At 67.6% G+C, this 16,358-nt stretch carries 14 protein-coding genes and 1 riboswitch; of the genes, 4 read left to right on the forward strand and 10 right to left on the reverse strand.

The window, feature by feature from the left end:
* Positions 1-86: 86 nt before the first annotated feature.
* From IEX93_RS03240 to IEX93_RS03255, 4 genes are read left to right on the forward strand one after another with little or no spacing between them, the layout of a single operon-like run.
* Positions 87-332 (forward strand): 4a-hydroxytetrahydrobiopterin dehydratase, encoded by a 246-nt coding sequence (locus IEX93_RS03240; RefSeq protein WP_188846407.1) that lies wholly within the window; start codon positions 87-89, stop codon positions 330-332.
* A gap of 5 nt (positions 333-337) precedes the next feature.
* Positions 338-715, forward strand: a complete 378-nt coding sequence (locus tag IEX93_RS03245) for an acyl-CoA thioesterase (protein WP_188846409.1) — start codon at positions 338-340, stop codon at positions 713-715.
* A complete protein-coding gene (locus tag IEX93_RS03250; RefSeq protein WP_188846411.1) occupies positions 699-1,010 on the forward strand; it encodes a DCC1-like thiol-disulfide oxidoreductase family protein in 312 nt (103 codons plus the stop codon). Before IEX93_RS03245 ends, IEX93_RS03250 begins: the two co-directional genes overlap by 17 nt.
* Complete coding sequence (locus IEX93_RS03255; protein ID WP_188846413.1) at positions 1,003-1,824, forward strand: DNA-formamidopyrimidine glycosylase; 822 nt, start codon at positions 1,003-1,005, stop codon at positions 1,822-1,824. The genes IEX93_RS03250 and IEX93_RS03255 overlap by 8 nt, the downstream gene beginning before the upstream one ends.
* Here IEX93_RS03255 and IEX93_RS03260 read toward each other — a convergent pair.
* The 10 genes from IEX93_RS03260 to IEX93_RS03305 all read right to left on the reverse strand — a co-directional run bounded on the left by IEX93_RS03260 (position 1,788) and on the right by IEX93_RS03305 (position 16,352).
* Positions 1,788-3,263, reverse strand: a complete 1,476-nt coding sequence (locus IEX93_RS03260; protein WP_188846591.1) for an ABC transporter permease — start codon at positions 3,261-3,263, stop codon at positions 1,788-1,790. The genes IEX93_RS03255 and IEX93_RS03260 overlap by 37 nt on opposite strands.
* Positions 3,264-3,279: 16 nt before the next feature.
* Positions 3,280-4,317 carry a thiamine ABC transporter substrate-binding protein gene (locus tag IEX93_RS03265; RefSeq protein WP_188846415.1) on the reverse strand — a complete coding sequence of 346 codons (1,038 nt, stop codon included), beginning with the start codon at positions 4,315-4,317 and terminating at the stop codon, positions 3,280-3,282.
* Positions 4,318-4,336: 19 nt separating this feature from the next.
* Positions 4,337-4,430: riboswitch (TPP riboswitch) on the reverse strand.
* Between the two features lie 5 nt (positions 4,431-4,435).
* A complete protein-coding gene (locus IEX93_RS03270; RefSeq protein ID WP_188846417.1) occupies positions 4,436-5,281 on the reverse strand; it encodes an alpha/beta fold hydrolase in 846 nt (281 codons plus the stop codon).
* Positions 5,251-5,490 carry a hypothetical protein gene (locus tag IEX93_RS03275; RefSeq protein ID WP_188846419.1) on the reverse strand — a complete coding sequence of 80 codons (240 nt, stop codon included), beginning with the start codon at positions 5,488-5,490 and terminating at the stop codon, positions 5,251-5,253. The genes IEX93_RS03270 and IEX93_RS03275 overlap by 31 nt, the downstream gene beginning before the upstream one ends.
* A complete protein-coding gene (locus IEX93_RS03280) occupies positions 5,487-6,062 on the reverse strand; it encodes a fuculose-1-phosphate aldolase (protein WP_188846421.1) in 576 nt (191 codons plus the stop codon). The genes IEX93_RS03275 and IEX93_RS03280 overlap by 4 nt, the downstream gene beginning before the upstream one ends.
* 59 nt (positions 6,063-6,121) lie before the next feature.
* Positions 6,122-10,696, reverse strand: coding sequence for a DNA-directed RNA polymerase subunit beta' (gene rpoC / locus IEX93_RS03285; protein ID WP_188846423.1), 4,575 nt, complete (start codon positions 10,694-10,696; stop codon positions 6,122-6,124).
* Between the two features lie 13 nt (positions 10,697-10,709).
* On the reverse strand, positions 10,710-14,069 hold the full coding sequence (rpoB, locus tag IEX93_RS03290) for a DNA-directed RNA polymerase subunit beta (RefSeq protein ID WP_188846425.1): 3,360 nt from the start codon (positions 14,067-14,069) through the stop codon (positions 10,710-10,712).
* 190 nt (positions 14,070-14,259) lie between these two features.
* Positions 14,260-14,889 carry an RNA-binding protein gene (locus IEX93_RS03295; protein ID WP_188846427.1) on the reverse strand — a complete coding sequence of 210 codons (630 nt, stop codon included), beginning with the start codon at positions 14,887-14,889 and terminating at the stop codon, positions 14,260-14,262.
* Positions 14,889-15,314 carry a 3-hydroxyacyl-ACP dehydratase FabZ gene (fabZ, locus tag IEX93_RS03300; protein WP_188846429.1) on the reverse strand — a complete coding sequence of 142 codons (426 nt, stop codon included), beginning with the start codon at positions 15,312-15,314 and terminating at the stop codon, positions 14,889-14,891. Before fabZ ends, IEX93_RS03295 begins: the two co-directional genes overlap by 1 nt.
* Positions 15,315-15,320: 6 nt before the next feature.
* Complete coding sequence (locus tag IEX93_RS03305; RefSeq protein WP_188846432.1) at positions 15,321-16,352, reverse strand: rod shape-determining protein; 1,032 nt, start codon at positions 16,350-16,352, stop codon at positions 15,321-15,323.
* Positions 16,353-16,358: the final 6 nt, after the last annotated feature.

A 16,358-nucleotide genomic window follows, 5' to 3' on the forward strand; every position in this document is an offset into this window, starting at 1 on the left:
GTATTTACCCAAGCCCCCTTCTTTATTGGCGTGTCAATGGATATGCGGGTGAATATCCGAAAGGGGGGTTCTTATAGGCTAAGGTCATGGACTGGGAAATCCAAAAGGACCCCGAACGGCTCCTAAAGACCTTCCGCTTCCGGAACTTTCAAGAGGCTCTGGCCTTCGCCCAAAAGGTGGGGGAGTTGGCCGAGCGGCACAACCATCACCCCCGCCTCACCGTGGAGTGGGGAAAGGTAACGGTGGAGTGGTGGACCCACTCCGCAGGGGGGATCACCGAGAAGGACCGGGAGATGGCGCGCCTCACCGATGCCCTCCTTGAGGTAGGGTGAGGGGGATGGAGGCGCGGACCCTCGAGCTGGTCTTCCCCGAGCACACCAACCCTTTGGGGGCCGCCTTCGGCGGTTTCGTCCTGGGGCTCATGGACAAGGTGGGTTCTTACGCCGCCGCCCGGAGGGCCAAAAGGCCCGTGGTCACGGTGGCGGTGAGCAGCGTGGAGTTCAAGGTCCCCATCCGCACGGGGGACCTTCTGGAGGTGGTGGCCCAGGTGGTGCGGGTGGGGCGCACCTCCCTCACCGTGGAGGTAAAGGTGTACAAGGAACGTTTCGGCGAGGAAAATGGGCGCGTCCTCGCCACCCAAGGGGTCCTCACCTACGTGGCGGTGAACGAGAAGGGGGAGCCCGTCCCGGTGGAGGCCCATGCGGGTGCTGATTGACGGGGCCTGCCCCTACTGCCGGGCCTTGGGGCGCACCCTTAAGGCCCTAGATCTAGGGGAGCGCCTTCGGGTAGAACCCCTGCAGGAGGCTAAGGACCTAGATCCCGAGGCCCTCCTCGAGGCCCTCCACGTCCTGGAGGGCGAGCGGGTTCACCGGGGCTTCGCCGCCCTTCTGGCCCTTGCCCGAGGCCTGCCCCTCCTATGGCCCCTCTACCCCTTCCTTCTCCTCCTTAAGCCTATGGACCTAGGGGAGCGGCTTTACCGCTTCCTGGCCCAAAGGAGACCCCGTGCCTGAGCTCCCCGAGGTGGAGACCACCCGAAGGCGGCTTCTCCCCCTTCTTCTGGGCCGTCGGATCCTGGCCTTAGACCACGGGGATCCCAAGCGGTACCGCCACACGGAAAAGGCCCGGGGAAAGCGGGTGGAGGGGCTTTCCCGGCGGGGGAAGTTTCTCCTTCTGGAGCTTTCGGAGGGTTTGGAGGCGGTCATCCACCTGGGGATGACCGGGGGGTTCCGCCTGGAACGGACCCCCCACACCCGCCTGGTCTTCCGGCTGGACCAGGGGGCGCTCTTCTTCCACGACCCCCGCCGCTTCGGCCGGATCTGGGTGGTGGAAAGGGGCGACTACCGGGAAATCCCCCTCCTCACCCGCCTCGGCCCCGAACCCCTTTCCGAGGACTTCCGCTTCCCCACCTTTTGGGAGGAGCTACGGCGTAGCGCCAAACCCCTCAAGGCCCTCCTTCTGGAGCAGCGTTTGGCGGCGGGGGTGGGAAACATCTACGCGGACGAGGCCCTCTTCAGGGCCCGCCTCTCCCCTTTCCTAAAAGGGAAGGAGGTGGAGAAGGAGGAGGCGAAGAGGCTTTTCCTGGCCCTCAAGGCGGTGCTGGCCGAGGCGGTGGCCCTTGGGGGAAGCACCCTCTCCGACCGAAGCTACCAGCAACCCGACGGCCTCCCCGGGGGCTTTCAGGAACGCCACGCCGTCTACGGAAGGGCGGGCCTTCCCTGCCCCGCCTGCGGGACGCCCATCGCCAAGGATGTGGTGGCGGGGCGGGGGACCCACTTCTGCCCCCGGTGTCAGCCCCAGCGCCCCCGGCCCCGGTCCAAGAGGTAGAAGAGGAGGCCGGAAAGAAAGGCCAGGAGGAGGGCGGCGGCCTGGGCCTCCCGGAAGGGACCTTCCCCAGGGCGGCCCAGGCGCTCGTAGATGGCCAGGGTCAGGGTAGTCCACTCAGGCCGCCAAAGGACCAGGCTCGCCCCGAACTCCCCCAGGACGGTGGCCAGGGCCAGGGCCACCCCCGAGGCCAAGGCGGGAAGGATCAGGGGAAGCTCCACCCGAAGAAAGGCCCGAAGGGGCGTGGCCCCCAGGGTCCTCGCCGCCTCCTGGAGGCTCGGAGGAAGGCTCCTCAGGGCGGGGAGGAGGGCCCGGGCGAGGAGGGGGTAGGCCAGGAGGGCGTAGGCGGCGAGGAGGAGGAAGAGGGAGCCCCTTAGGCCGGGGTAGGCCACCAGGTACCCAAGCCCCACGGCCACCGGGCTCACCATGAGGGGAAGGAGGCCGAGGAGGTCTAAAAGGCCGCTTCGCCTGGCGGCCACCCCGTAGGCCACGCCCAAGGGAAGAACGAGGAGAAGGGCGAGGAAGGCGAAGCGAAGGCTGTTGACCAGGGCCAGGGAAAGGGGGGTGAAGGCCTCCGAGGTCCAGGCCCTGGCCAAAGCCTCGAGGTCCAGGCCTGCGAGGAGGGCCCAAAGGGGGGCGTAGAGAAGGGCGAAAAAGCCCCCAAGCCCCAAAGCCCTTCCCCACCCCCCTCCCCCCAGGACCTCTCCCGGGGCCAAGGGAAAGGGGCGGAGGCGGAGGTAAAGGAGGGTGGCCAGGCCCAGGGTCAGGATCTGGAGGGCCATGAGGGCGCTGGCCTCGGGAAAGGCCAGGCGGTAGGCCAAAAGGGTGTAGACCTCCACCTCGAGGGTGGCGTGGCGGGGCCCCCCGAGGAGAAGGGGCACCCCGAAGGCGGAAAAGGCGTAGAGGAAGACGAGAAGCCCCGCCCCCCCGATGGCGGGGAGGAGCAGGGGAAGCCCCACCCGGAGGAAGGCCCGAAAGGGGGTGGCCCCCAGGGTCCTCGCCGCCTGCAAGGGGCCCTCGAGGGCCAAGGCCACGGGGAGAAGCACCCTCAGGGCCAGGCCCAGGTTGTAGAAGACCGCCGCCCAAAGGAGGAGGGCCAGGGTGCCGTAGAGGTCCAGGCCGAGAAGACCCCTAGGCCCCACCAGGGCCAAAAACCCCAGGGCCACCACCGGCGTGGGGAGAACGAAGGGCAAAGTGGAAAGGGCGAGGAAAAGGCCCCTCAAGGGAAAGCGCCGCCGGAATACGAAGGCCAAAGGCAAGGCCACGGCCAGGGTCAGCCCGGCGGAGAGGAGGCCGTAGGCCAGGCTAAAGCGGTAGCGCTCCCAGTAGTAGGGGTTGGCCAGGGCCAGGGCAAACCCCTCCCCCACCCCCAGGGCCAGGACCCGCCCCAGGGGGTAGAAGAGGGCGAAGGCCAGGAAGAGGAGGACGACCCCTCCCGCCAGCCGGGCCACGGGCCTCCTAGCGCCGCCCCCGGCGCACCGCCTCCGGGCTTTGCCCTTGGAGGACCACCTTGGTCCACTCCTCAATCCAGCGCTCCCGGTTCGCCCCTATGGCCTTGGGATCCATCCGTACGCTTCCCAAAGGCTCCGGGGCGAAGCGGAACACCTGGGGAAGCCGGGCGTCCCGGCGGGCAGGGTACATCCACATCTCCGTGGGGAGGTTCTCCTGAACGGGGCGGGAGAGGAGCCAGTCCACAAGCTTCCTGGCCCCTTCCGGGTTTTTAGCCCCCTTGAGGATCCCTACGAACTCCACCTGGAAGAAGGCCAGCTCCGGGAAGAGGTTCCCGGTGGGAGGCTCCTGGTACCGGCCTTCGGAGTAGTAGACCTCGGCGGCGGGGCTTGTGGTGTAGGAGACCACCAGGGGCCTATCCCCCTTGTAGAGGGTGAAGTGGGTGTAGTAGGCCTCGCTCCAGCCCTTGGCCACCCGCACCCCGCCGTCCCGGAGCCTGGCCCAGAAGTCCAGGTACCCGTCCTCCCCGAAGCGGGCTACCGTGGCCATGAGGAAGGCTAGGCCCGGGGAGCTGGTGGCGGGGTTTTGCACCACGAGAAGCCGGGCGTACTCCGGACGGGCCAGGTCCTGAGGGACCTTGGGCAAGGGGCGGTCCTTGAAGAAGGCCTTGTCGTAGTTCAGGCTCACCCAGCCGTAGTCCACGGGGAGGGCCCGGAAGGTGGGGTCCAGGAGGAGGGTGGCCTTGAGGTTCCGGATCTCGGGGCTCCGGTAGGGGACGAGGATGTCCGCCTCGAGGGCCCGGGAAAGGAAGGTGTTGTCAAAGCCGTAAAGGACGTCGGCGATGGGGGCCCCCTTGGTGAGGATGGCCCGGTTCAGGGTCTCCCCCGCATCCCCCGCCTTGAGGATGCGGAGCTTCAGGCCGGTTTCCCGCTCAAACTGGGCGATGAGGTTTTTGTCCAGGGAGAAGCTTTGGTGGGTGAGAAGCGTGACCTCTTGTTGGGCTAGACCGAAGGCCAAAAGGAAGAAGAGCGCCAGGACTTTACGCATAAAACCCCTCCTTGTCACCGGGAGGGGCCCGTCACCTTCCCTACGCCGGCATTACCCGGATCAGGTTCCAAGGGTATCTCTCAGCCCCTTTTGGGGCACCCCCGGTGACAGGTCCAGTCTACCACCTGGGGGCGAGCACCTGGGCCAAGGCGGCGCGGAAGGCCTCGGCGAAGGCCTCGGGGGCGTCTATCCAGGGGTAGTGGCCCGCCCCCGGCACCACCTGGATGGGGGCCTTGAGGCGCTCCGCCACCTCCTCGGCGTAGGGGTAGCTGGTGCCGTCCTTTTCCCCCACCACCAGGGCGACGGGCTTCCGGGAAGGGGTTAGGTAGGGGGTGTAGTCCAGGCGCCAGAGGCCGTTATGCAAAAAGCCCCAGGCGGGGGTGTCAGGGCCCAGGATCCCCGAGCCCTCCGCCAGCCACTCGTACTCCAGGCGGCCCCTGGGGCTTGGGAACATGAGGCGGTCAAAGAGGATTTTGGGCTCCGCCCGCTCCAAAGCCGCCTTCAGGTTCGCCTCGGGGTCGGGTAAGGGCGCTAGCCCCGCCGCCTCCGCCAGGCGGGCGGCAAGCCAGGGGAAGCTCACCCAGGGCCCCAAAAGAAGGGCGCCCTCCGCCTCGGGGTAGCGGCGGAGGACCTCCAGGGTCACCAGGGCCCCGAAGCCGTGGGCGAGGAGGCCGAAGCGCTCAATCCCCAGGGCCTCGGCCAAGGCCAGGGTGTCCTCCACCAAAGCGTCCACGGTGAAAAGCCTGGGGTCTTGGGGCAGCTCCAGGCTACGCCCCGAGCCCCGCTGGTCAAAGTAGACCACCCGGAAGCCCTCCAAATACTCCTGGAGGCCCTCCCGGAGCACGTAGGCGTTCCCCCCGGGCCCCCCGTGGAGGACCAAAAGGGCGGGGGCGTGCTCGTCCCCTACGTCCTCCACGTAAAGCTCCGCCTCCCCTACGGGGATGTACCCGATCTCTTCCCGCATCCCCTATACACTACCCCATCCCGAAGGGCGAAGGCCCAGACCCTGACCCCGGGAAGCCCTTCCGCCTTGGCCTTGGCCTCCTCCGTGGCCCCGAAGACCTGGAGAAGGTAGACCCCCTCCCCCTCCAGAAGCCAGTAGGGGTGGGGAAGCCCCTCGGCCAAGGCCTTAAGGGCCTCGAGGTCCTTCCCCTCCACGAAGAGCACCCTCATCCCTTCCATAGCCTGTGGTAAAGGAGGATCTCGGCGCTCTCCTCCAGGGTGGTCATGAGGCTATAGGCCTGGAGAAGGGCCTCCTCGGGCCTCTCCTTGTCCCCCCGGGCGAAGGCGCCGTGCCCTCTGAGCAAACAGACCGGGTGCCCCTTAAGGGCCTCGGCCACCGCCCTGGCCGCCTCCTCCGTGGCGGAGGTGGTGCCGGGGGCGAGGACGGGGACCTCCTTGAGGTAGTGGGCTCCCTCCAGGTCCAAGGGCACCACCCGGTCCAGGCTCAAGGAGAGGGCCACGGCCACCCGGGGGTGGGCGTGGACCAGGGCCTTGGCCTCCGTTTGCCGGTAGACCTCCCGGTGGATGACGCTTTCCACGCTGGCCCCTTGGGGGAAGGGGCCTTCCAGGGGCACCTCCACCAGGTCCTCCGGGGTGAGCCTCGCCTTCTGCACCCCGCTTTTGGTGATGAGAAACCCCTCCTTGGTGCGCACGGAGAAGTTGCCGGCGGTGGCGGAGATGAGCCTTTGGGCGAAGAGGTCCTCCCCCACCTGACGGAAGGCGTTGTAGAGGCGGGCCAGCACGGGCCCATTATAAAGGCCCCCCGGCGGGACCGGGGGGCTATTGCCTAAGGGGCGGACCCCTAGGCCTGCTTCCCGGGCTGCTCCCGGCGGGGGGCCCGGCGGACGGGGGCCTCCTTGGTGGCCTCCACCGCCTCCTTGCGGGCCTCCTCAATGGCCCTCAGGGTCTTCCGGTCCACCACCTGGGTGAAGCGGACAAAGTCCGAGCCCGTGCCCGCGGGGATCAGGCGGCCCAGGATGACGTTCTCCTTGAGGCCGATGAGCTCGTCCTTCTTGCCGGCGATGGCCGCCTCGGTGAGGACGTGGGTGGTGTTCTGGAAGCTGGCGGCGGAGAGCCAGCTCTTGGTGGAGAGGGCGCTCTTGGTCACCCCCATGAGGAGGGGTTTCCAGGCCACCGGGGTCTTGCCCTCGGCGATGAGGCGCTCGTTCAGGGCCTCCACGTCCCACTTCTCCAGGACCTGGCCCTCGAGGAGGCGGCTATCCCCGGGGTCGGTGACCTCCACGTACTTCATCATCTGGCGCACCACGATCTCAATGTGCTTGTCGTGGAGCTTCACCCCCTGGGCCCGGTAGACCTTCTGGATCTCCTCCACCAGGTAGCGCTCCACCGCCTCGGGGCCCTTGGCCTCCAAAAGCTGGTGGGGGTCAATGGCCCCGCGGGTCAGGGGCTGGCCCGCCTCCACGTAGTCCCCGTCCTTGACGAGAAGGCGGGCGTCCTTGGGGAGCCTGTACTCCTTGGAGAAGCCCTCGGACTCCACGAAGACGGAAAGCTTCTCCTCCGTCTCCTCAATGCGCACCACCCCGTCAATCTCCGAGATCACCGCCTTGGCCTTGGGGCGGCGGGCCTCAAAGAGCTCAATCACGCGGGGCAGACCCTGGGTGATGTCCGCCGCTCCCGCCACGCCGCCCGTGTGGAAGGTGCGCATGGTGAGCTGAGTCCCAGGCTCCCCGATGGACTGGGCGGCCACGATACCCACCGCCTCGCCGATGGAGACGGGCCGGGCCATGGAGAGGTCGTACCCGTAGCACTTCTGGCAGACCCCGTAGCGGGTCTGGCAGGTGAGGGGGCTGCGGACCGGGACCTCCTGGATCTCCCCCGCCTCGGCGGCCCGGATGAGGAGATAGACGTCCTCCATGGTGAGGTAGCGGCCCTCCTCGAGGCGCACCCCCAGGACCTCCACCTCCCGGGCCAGGACCCGCCCGTAAAGCCCCGCCTCAATGTCCGAGCGCTTCCTGAGGCGCAAGGAGCGGGTCACCTCGTCGGGCTGGAAGAGGGGGACGGAGATGTAGTTGGTGGTGCCGCAGTCCGCCTCCCGCACCACGATCTCGTGGGCCACGTCCACCAGCTTCCGGGTGAGGTAGCCGGAGTCGGCGGTGCGGAGGGCGGTGTCCGCCCCGCCTTTACGGGCCCCGTGGCTGGAGATGAAGTACTCCAAGACGGTGAGGCCCTCGCGGAAGGAGGAGCGCACCGGCACCTCAAAGGTCTCCCCCGAGGGCTTCTGCATGAGGCCGCGCATGCCGCAGAGCTGGCGGATCTGCTGGGGGTTACCCCGGGCCCCGGACTGGGCCATCACGTAGAGGGGGTTGAAGGGGTAGTTCTCCTCAAAGTTCTTGAAGACCGCCTGGGTGACCTTCTCCGTGGTCTCGGTCCAGAGCTGGATGATCTGGTCGTACCGCTCCCGGTCGGTGAGGAAGCCCATCTCGTAGGCCTGCTCAATCTGGCGGAGCTTCCGGTCGGCCTCCTCCAGGTACTGCTTCTTCTCCTCCGGGATCACGGCGTCGTCAATGCCGATGGTGATGCCGCTCGTGGTGGAGAAGGCGAAGCCATAGTACTTGAGGGCGTCCAGGAGCCTAGCGGTCTTCTCAATCCCCAGGCGGAGGAAGGCCTGGTAAACCAGGTCCTTGAGGGAGTTCTTCTCCTGGGGCACGTCCAGCTGGATGAGCTCCCAAGCCACCTCCTCGTCCTCCACCGCCTCGGCCACGATGCGGGCGAAGAGGATGCGGCCCGGGCTCGTCTCCAGCCGCTTACCCCGGTAGCGGATGGTGACCAGGTCCTGGAGGTCCAAAAGGCCGTGGGCCACGGCAAGAAGGGCCTCGTCGGGGTTGGCGAAGACGAACTTGAGCCGGCCCACGCTGGTCTCCTTGCCCGCCACCTTGATGGGGGCGTTCAGGTCCACCTCGCCCCGCTCGTAGGCCTCTAGGGCCTCCTCGGGGGTGGCGAACTCCAGGCCCGCGCCCTTCTTCCCCTTACGCACCTGGGTGATGTAGTAGAGGCCCAGGATGATGTCCCGGCTGGGCTTGGCCAGGGGCTCCCCGGAGGCCGGGGAGAGGAGGTTGTGGGCGGAGAGCATCTGGATGCGGGCCTCCGCCTGGGCGAAGGAGGAGAGGGGCACGTGGACCGCCATCTGGTCCCCGTCAAAGTCGGCGTTGAAGGCCTCGCACACCAGGGGGTGGAGCTGGATGGACTGCCCCTCCACCAAGACGGGCTGGAAGGCCTGGATGCCCAAGCGGTGCAGGGTGGGGGCGCGGTTTAGGAGGACCACCTTGCCGTGGATCACCTCCTCCAGGGCGTCCCAGACCTCGTCCTTGATGTCCCGCTGCCGCTCTAGCATGCGCCTCGCCGCCTTGACGTTGGGGGCGATGCCCTTCTCCTCCATCTTCTTGAGGAGGAAGGGCTTGAAGAGCTCCAGGGCCATGCGCTTGGGTAGGCCGCACTGGTGGAGCTTAAGCTGCGGCCCCACCACGATGACGCTCCGGCCCGAGTAGTCCACCCGCTTGCCCAGGAGGTTCTGCCGGAAGCGGCCCTGCTTGCCGGAGAGGATGTCCGTGAGGCTACGGAGGGGCCGGTCGGAGCCGGGGTTGGTCACGGGGGCGCCGCGGCGGCCGTTATCAATGACCGCGTCCACCGCCTCCTGGAGCATCCGCTTCTCGTTGCGGATGATGATCTCCGGGGCGCCCTGGGTCAAAAGCTTCTTCAGGCGGTTGTTGCGGTTGATGAGGCGGCGATAGAGGTCGTTGAGGTCACTGGTGGCGAAGCGGCCCCCGTCCACCTGGACCATGGGGCGGAGGTCCGGGGGAAGGACGGGCACCGCCTCGAGGATCATCCACTCGGGGCGGTTCCCGGAGTCCAGGAAGGCCCGCACGATCTCCAGGCGCTTCCTGGCCTTGGCCCGCCGGGCCCGGGAGGGGTGCTTCATCTCCTCCAAAAGCTCCTTCTCCAGAGCCTCGAGGTCCAGCTCCTTCAGGAGGATCTGGATGGCCTCGGCCCCCATGCGGGCGTCTATGTCGTAGGACTCCACCACCCGCACCACGTTGCGGACCAGGTCCACCTCCACCCGGCCGTGGACCTCGCTTTTCACCTTGCCCCCATCCGCCAGCACGTCCCCCGGGGCCACCCGGTCCCCGGTGGAGACCTCCACGTCGTCCTCAAAGGGGTAGACCCGGGCCTTGACCACCAGGATGCTGGCGGGCTCGTGGAGGTGGACGATCCCCTCGGCCTCGGCGATGACCTCCTCCTCGGGGTCAATGGCGGCCACGATCTTGTCCCCCGCCTCCACCCGGGCCCCCTCGGGCACCACCACGTTCATATGGGGGGCCACCCGGTAGTCCTTGGGCTCGGTCCACTCCAGGAAGAGGGTGAGGTAGACCCGATCCCCCTCCTCCTCGGCCTCCACCTCCCGCACCCTGAGGTGCCGGGGCAGGCGCAAAAGCCCCTTCCCCTCGGCCAGGGGCTGGCCTTTCTCCACCACCTCCCCCTGGACCACCAAGGGGGTAAGCCCCACGGGGAGGAAGTAGGTGGCCACGGGGACGTCCTCCTGGAGGATCCGGAGGATGGCCCCCTCCTCCAGCTCCCTAAGCTCCACCACCCCCTCCTCCTCGGCCCTGAGGAGGTAGGGCTCGGGAAGCTCCGCCAGGACCTCCCCCGGCTTGTAGCTTTCCTTCTCCACCCAGGCGGCGAGGGGCAGGATGAGGGCGGCCCGCTCCTTCCTCAGGTACTCTACCCGGACCCGCCGGGGGAAGCGGTAAAGGGCCACCCCGTCCATGCGGCTCACCACCCCGGGGGCGAGCTCCTGCCCCTTCACCACCTCCTCCCCGTCCTTCACCAGGGCGTCCACCCCAGGGGGCAGGGGGTAGGTCTCCTGCTTGCCGTAGCGGAGCTCCCGGTACTCCTCGTCGGTGAGGAGCTGCCGCTTCTGCACGGGGATGCCGTTTAGGACCGCCCCCTTGGGGTCCAAGACGATGTACTTGTTGAAGTAGAGCACCTGCTCAAGCTCCGTGGCGGAGAGGTCCAAAAGGGTGCCGATCTTGGAGGGGACGTCCTTGACGAACCAGATGTGGGCGGCGGGGGTGGCGAGCTCAATGTGGCCCATGCGGTAGCGGCGGACGATGCTCTTGGTCACCTCCACCCCGCAGCGCTCGCACACCTTGCCCTCAAAGCGCTGGCGCTTGTACTTGCCGCAGGCGCACTCGTAATCCTTGGTGGGACCGAAGATGCGCTCGTCAAAGAGGCCGTCCCGCTCAGGCTTGAGGGTGCGGTAGTTGATGGTCTCGGGCTTCTCCACCTCCCCGTAGCTCCAGGAGCGGATCTTCTCCGGGGAGGCCAAGGCGATGCGGACTTTACGGACTTCTTTTTTCATCGCTCCTCCGCTTTTAGCGCTTAGAGGCCAAGCCCTCAAAGATGTCCACGGGGTTGTCCTTCTCGTCCAGGGTCTGCACGTCCAGGGCCAGGGCCTGGAGCTCCTTCACCAAGACCCGGAAGGACTCGGGCACGCTGGGCTCAGGCACGTCCTCGCCCTTGATGATGGCCTCGTAGGCGGCGTTCCTGCCCTCAATGTCGTCGGACTTGAGGGTGAGCATCTCCTGCAGGGTGTGGGCCGCCCCGTAGGCCTCGAGGGCCCACACCTCCATCTCCCCGAAGCGCTGGCCGCCGAACTGGGCCTTCCCGCCCAAAGGCTGCTGGGTGATGAGGGAGTAGGGACCGGTGGAGCGGGCGTGCATCTTGTCCTCCACCATGTGGTAGAGCTTCATGATGAACATCTGCCCCACCACGATGGGGCCCTCAATGGGCTCCCCGGTGCGGCCGTCGTAGAGGACCACCTTCCCCTGCATGAAGAGCTCCTTAAGCTGCTCCTCCGGGGGCTTGCCCGGGGTGACAAGGCCGAGCTTCTCCGCCCGGCGGAGGACCTCTATCTCCCGCTTGTCCACCCCGAAGCCCTCGACCTTGCGCTTGCCGAAGTAGACCTCAAAGGCCTGGGCGAGGAGTTCCTTGATCTCGGGTTCCTTGGCCCCGTCAAAGATGGGGGAGATGTAGCGCTGGTTCAGGAAGTAGCCGGCGAGGCCCAAATGGGTCTCCAGGATCTGCCCCAGGTTCATCCGGCTGGGGACGCCCAAGGGGTTCAGGATCACGTCCACCGGGGTGCCGTCGGGCAGGTGGGGCATGTCCTCCACGGGGAGGATCTTGGCCACCACCCCCTTGTTCCCGTGGCGGTTGGCCAGCTTGTCCCCCACCTGAAGCTTGCGCTTCTGGGCCACGTAGACCCGCACCACCTCCCGCACCCCGGGCTTGAGCTCCACCCCGGGGTCGCCCCGGCGGAGGCGGGAGGTGCCCACCACGATCCCCCCTTCCCCCGGGGGCACCCGGAGGGAGGTGTCCTTCACGTCCTTGGCCTTTTCCCCGAAGATGGAGCGGAGAAGCCTCTCCTCGGGGGAAGGCTCCTGCTCGCCCTTGAAGCTGGTGCGCCCCACCAGGATGTCCCCCGCCTTCACCTCGGCGCCGATGCGCACGATGCCCTCCTCGTCCAGGTCCCTTAGAGCGGCCTCGGAGAGGTGGGGGATGTCCCGGGTGATGCGCTCGGGGCCCAGCTTGGTGTCCCGGGCCTCAATCTCGTAGCGCTCAATGTGGATGGAGGTGTAGAAGTCCCGCTTGAGGAGCTCCTCGCTGATGATGATGGCGTCCTCAAAGTTGTACCCGTCAAAGGGCATGATGGCCACCAGGACGTTCTGCCCTAGGGCCAAAAAGCCGTTCTCCGAGGCGGGGCCGTCCGCCAGGAGGTCCCCCTTGCGCACCTTCTGCCCCACCCGCACCCTCGGGCGCTGGTCCAAGGCGGTGCCCTGGTTGGAGCGGTAGAAGCGGCGCAAGGGGTACTCCACCAGGCGGCCGTCCTGGTAGCGCACGGCGATGCGGCGGCCGTCCGACGCCACCACCTCCCCGTCCTCCTCGGCGTAGAGGGCGGCCAGGGAGTCCCGCACCACCCGGTCCTCAATCCCCGTCATCACCACCGGGGCCTGGGCCCGGATGAGGGGCACCGCCTGGGTCTGCATGTTGGACCCCATGAGGGCCCGGTTGGCGTCGTCGTGCTCCAGGAAGGGGATGAGGTTGGTGTTCACGGAGAAGACCTGCTTGGGGGAGACGTCCATGAACTCCACCTCTTCCGGGCTAACGATCACGGGCTCCCCCCGCCTCCGGGCCACCACCCGGTCGGTGGCGATGCGGTCGCCCTCCAGGGGGGTGTTGGCCTGGGCGATGGTGTAGCGGTCCTCCTCGGTGGCGGTCATGTAGACCACCTCGTCGGTGACCACCCCGTCCTTCACCCGGCGGTAGGGGGTGCGGATGAAGCCCAGCTCGTCCACCCGGGCGTAGGCGGCCAAGGAGGTGATGAGGCCGATGTTGGCGCCCTCGGGGGTCTCCACCGGGCAGATGCGGCCGTAGTGGGTCCGGTGGACGTCCCGCACGTCAAACCCCGCCCGCTCCCGGGTGAGGCCACCCGGGCCCAGGGCGGAGATCCGGCGCTTGTGGCGCAGGGAGGAAAGGGGGTTGGTCTCGTCCTTGAACTGAGAGAGCTGGCTACGGCTGAAGAACTCCCGGATGGCGGCCTCGAGGGGGCGGTTGTTCACCAGCTTGGCGGGGGTGAGGGAGTCCGGCGTGCCCATGAGCATCCGCTCCCGCACCCCCCGGGCCAGCCGGGCGAGGCCCACCCGGAACTGGTCCGCCATGAGCTCACCCACGGTGCGGATGCGGCGGTTGCCCAGGTGGTCAATGTCGTCCACCTCGTGGCCCGGCACCCCGGCGGTGAGGGCGAAGAGGTAGCGCAGGGTTGGGAGGAAGACCTCGTCCTTGAACTCCCCGTCCTCAAAGCGCACCAAGGTGCGCCCGGAAAGCCGGATCCCCAGCTTCTCCTCCGCCTTGTACCGCCCCGCCTCCCCCAGGTCGTACCGCCTGGGGTCGGCCAGGAGGCCGTGGATGTAGGCCAGGGCCTTTTCCCGCTTGGGCGGGTCCCCGGGGCGGAGGAGGGTGAAGAGGCGGACCATGGCCTCCTCGGGGCGCATGGAAAGCACCGCCTCGTCCAAAAGCCCCTGGACCAGCTCCCCGTAGGCCCCAAGCTCCCGGTTCAGGGCCTCGGCGTCGTACCCCAGGACCCTTAGGAGGAGGACCAGGGGAAACTTGCGCTTGTTGACCTTCATGGAGACGGTGCCGTTTTGTTCCAGCTCCAGGTCAATCCAGGGACCCCGCTTGGGCAAGGGGATAATGCTGGCGATGTAGCGCCCGGGACGGGCGGGGTCGGGGGTGAAGTAGATTCCGGGGGAGCGGTGGATCTGGGAGACGATAACCCGGTCGGCCCCGTTGATGATGAAGGAGCCGTCCTCGGTCATCAGGGGGATGTGCCCCAGGAAGACCTCGTCCTCCTTGATGAGGCCAGTGTCCTTGTGGATGAGCTGGAGCCGGGCGTAAAGAGGGGCCTGGTAGGTAAGGTCCTTCTCCCGGCACTCGTCCTGGGAGAAGGGAGGGTCGCCGATGCGGTACTCCAGGAAGTCCAGGACCAGGCCGCCCTTGCCCTTGTCCCCCTCCTCTATGGGGAAGGTTTCCTTAAAGGCCGCCTGGATGCCGATGTTCTCCCGCTTCTCGGGAGGGACATCGGCCTGGAGCGCCCGTTTGTAGGAAGCCACCTGGATTTCCGTAAGGGGAGGGAGGGGAATAACCTCTCGGATGCGACCAAACCGCTTGATCTCCATGCGCCACCTCTAACGTGGGAAAGCGGGCCGCCCGAGGTAAGCTAACAGGGTTCTTCCGCGGGGGACATCCCCATCCCGCGGCGGCTGGCTCTTACCGTGCTCCCTTGGCCCGACCAAAGAGCACAAACCTTAGCTTAAGGGGTATTCCCGATCCCCGTCAAGCCCAATGGACCCCGAAAGCCTCTTCCGCCTACCGTTCCACCTCCACCTTGATTTTATAGTTGCCCCGCCGGGTTTCGCCAAGCACCTCCAAGAGCTTCAGGCTCCCAAGCCCCTCGGCGAAGAGGGTGTCCCCCGGGGCCATCTCGTCCTTGGGGGAGGCAGGGCGCCCCCTCAAGCGCACCTTCCCCGCCTTGACCCCCTGGGCGAAGTAGCTGCGGGAGACGCCGAAGCCCTTGGCCCCCACCACGTCCACCCGCAAGGAGGGGACCACCAGGGTCCTCACCCTTTCCGTGGCGTCCCGCAAGGCCCCCTCAGGGGGAGCAAGAAGGTCAAGGCCCGCCTCCCTCAGGGCCTGCTCCCCCTCGGGGAGCACCGCCACCAGATACCCATCCTCCCAGGGCACCACGTCCCCTAAGGCCTCTCCCAGGTCCGGGGGCGGCTCCTTCAGGAAGTAGACCCGCACGGGGTCGTCCACCCCGGGGACCTCGGGGGGGTGGAGGACGGCCGCCTTGCGCCGGGCCAAAGGGAAACCCCCGAAGAAGGCCACCTTAAGGCCCTCCTCCCGGGCCCTTCGCTCCAGGAGGGCCTGGGCTTCCAGGTCCAAAAACCCGGTGCGCACCACCCGGCCGCCCCGGGCCCGCTTGAGGTACGCCTCCATCAGGCCTCCTTGAGGGCGAAGCTTAAGGTGGCGCTGGCCCTTTCCTCTCCCTCCACCAAGGCCCGCACCGCCACCTTCCCCAAGCCCCGGCGGAAGAAGAGGACCTCCCCCTCCAGGACCAAAGCGTCCCCGGGGACCACGGGCTTTTTGAAGCGGGCCTCCTCCACCCCCACCAGGAACACAAGCCCCCCGGGCTTGAAGCCGGGCTGCCGGGCGATGGAGCCCACCGCCGCCTGGGCCATGGCCTCGAGGATCAAGACCCCGGGCATGATGGGGTAGCCGGGGAAGTGCCCCTGGAAGTGGGGCTCGTTGTAGGTGACGTTCTTAAGGGCGCGGAAGCCCTTCTCGTCCGCGTGGAGGACCCGGTCTATGAGGAGGAAGGGGTAGCGGTGGGGCAAAAGCCTAAGGATCTCCTGGATGTCCAAGGGGCCTCACCTCCTCAGGACGTCGTCGGAGGAAAGGATGGTGTCCTCGAGGACGTGGAGCATCTCCAGGGCCTTCCCCGTGCCCAGGGCCACGGCCTCTATGGGGTTTTCCGCCACCACCACCGGCACCCCCGTGGCCTCCTGCAGGGCCACGTCCAGGTTCTTCAAAAGCGCCCCGCCCCCGGTGAGGAGGATGCCTCGCTCGTAGATGTCCGAGGCCAGCTCCGGGGGCGTGGTCTCCAGGACGTTCTTCACCCCCTGGAAGATCTTGCTTAGAGGCTCCTGGAGGGCCTCCACCACGTCCTCGGCGGGGATCTCGGCGGTGCGGGGAAGCCCGGAGACCAGGTCCCGGCCCCGGACCTCGGCCACCTCCTTCTCCTCCCCGGGAAGGAGCTTGGCCCGGCCCAGCCGGATCTTCAGCTCCTCGGCGGTGCGCTCCCCGATGAGGAGGTTGTACTTCTGGCGAATGTGGAGGATGATGGCCTGGTCCATCTCGTTCCCGGCGATACGAAGGCTTTCCGAGCGCACGATCCCCCCCAGGGAGATGACGGCGATGTCCGTGGAGCCCCCGCCGATGTCCACCACCATGCTCCCCGTGGGCTCGGCCACGTTGATCCCGGCCCCGATGGCCGCCGCCAGGGGCTCCTCAATGAGGTAGACCTTCTGGGCCAGGGCGGAGACCGCCTGGACCACCGCCCGCCTCTCCACGTCCGTGACCCCCGAGGGCACGCCCACCATCACCCGGGGCTTGAAGAAGCGGCTCATGGGGGAGAGCACCTTTTGCAGGAAGAGGAGGAGCATCCGCTCGGTGAGGGCGTAGTCGGCGATGACCCCGTCCTTCAAGGGGCGCACGGCCACGATGTTGCCGGGGGTGCGCCCCAGCATCCGGTAGGCCTCGGCCCCCACCGCCTTCACCTCCTTCTTCCCCTGGACCACGGCGATCACCGAGGGCTCCTTGAGGACAATGCCCTTCCCCCGCACGTAGATGAGGACGCTGGCCGTCCCCAGGTCAATCCCGATGTCCTCGCCCCGAAGCATATCGCC

Origin of the sequence: Thermus composti (assembly GCF_014647535.1) — a bacterium.
Lineage (GTDB): Bacteria > Deinococcota > Deinococci > Deinococcales > Thermaceae > Thermus > Thermus composti.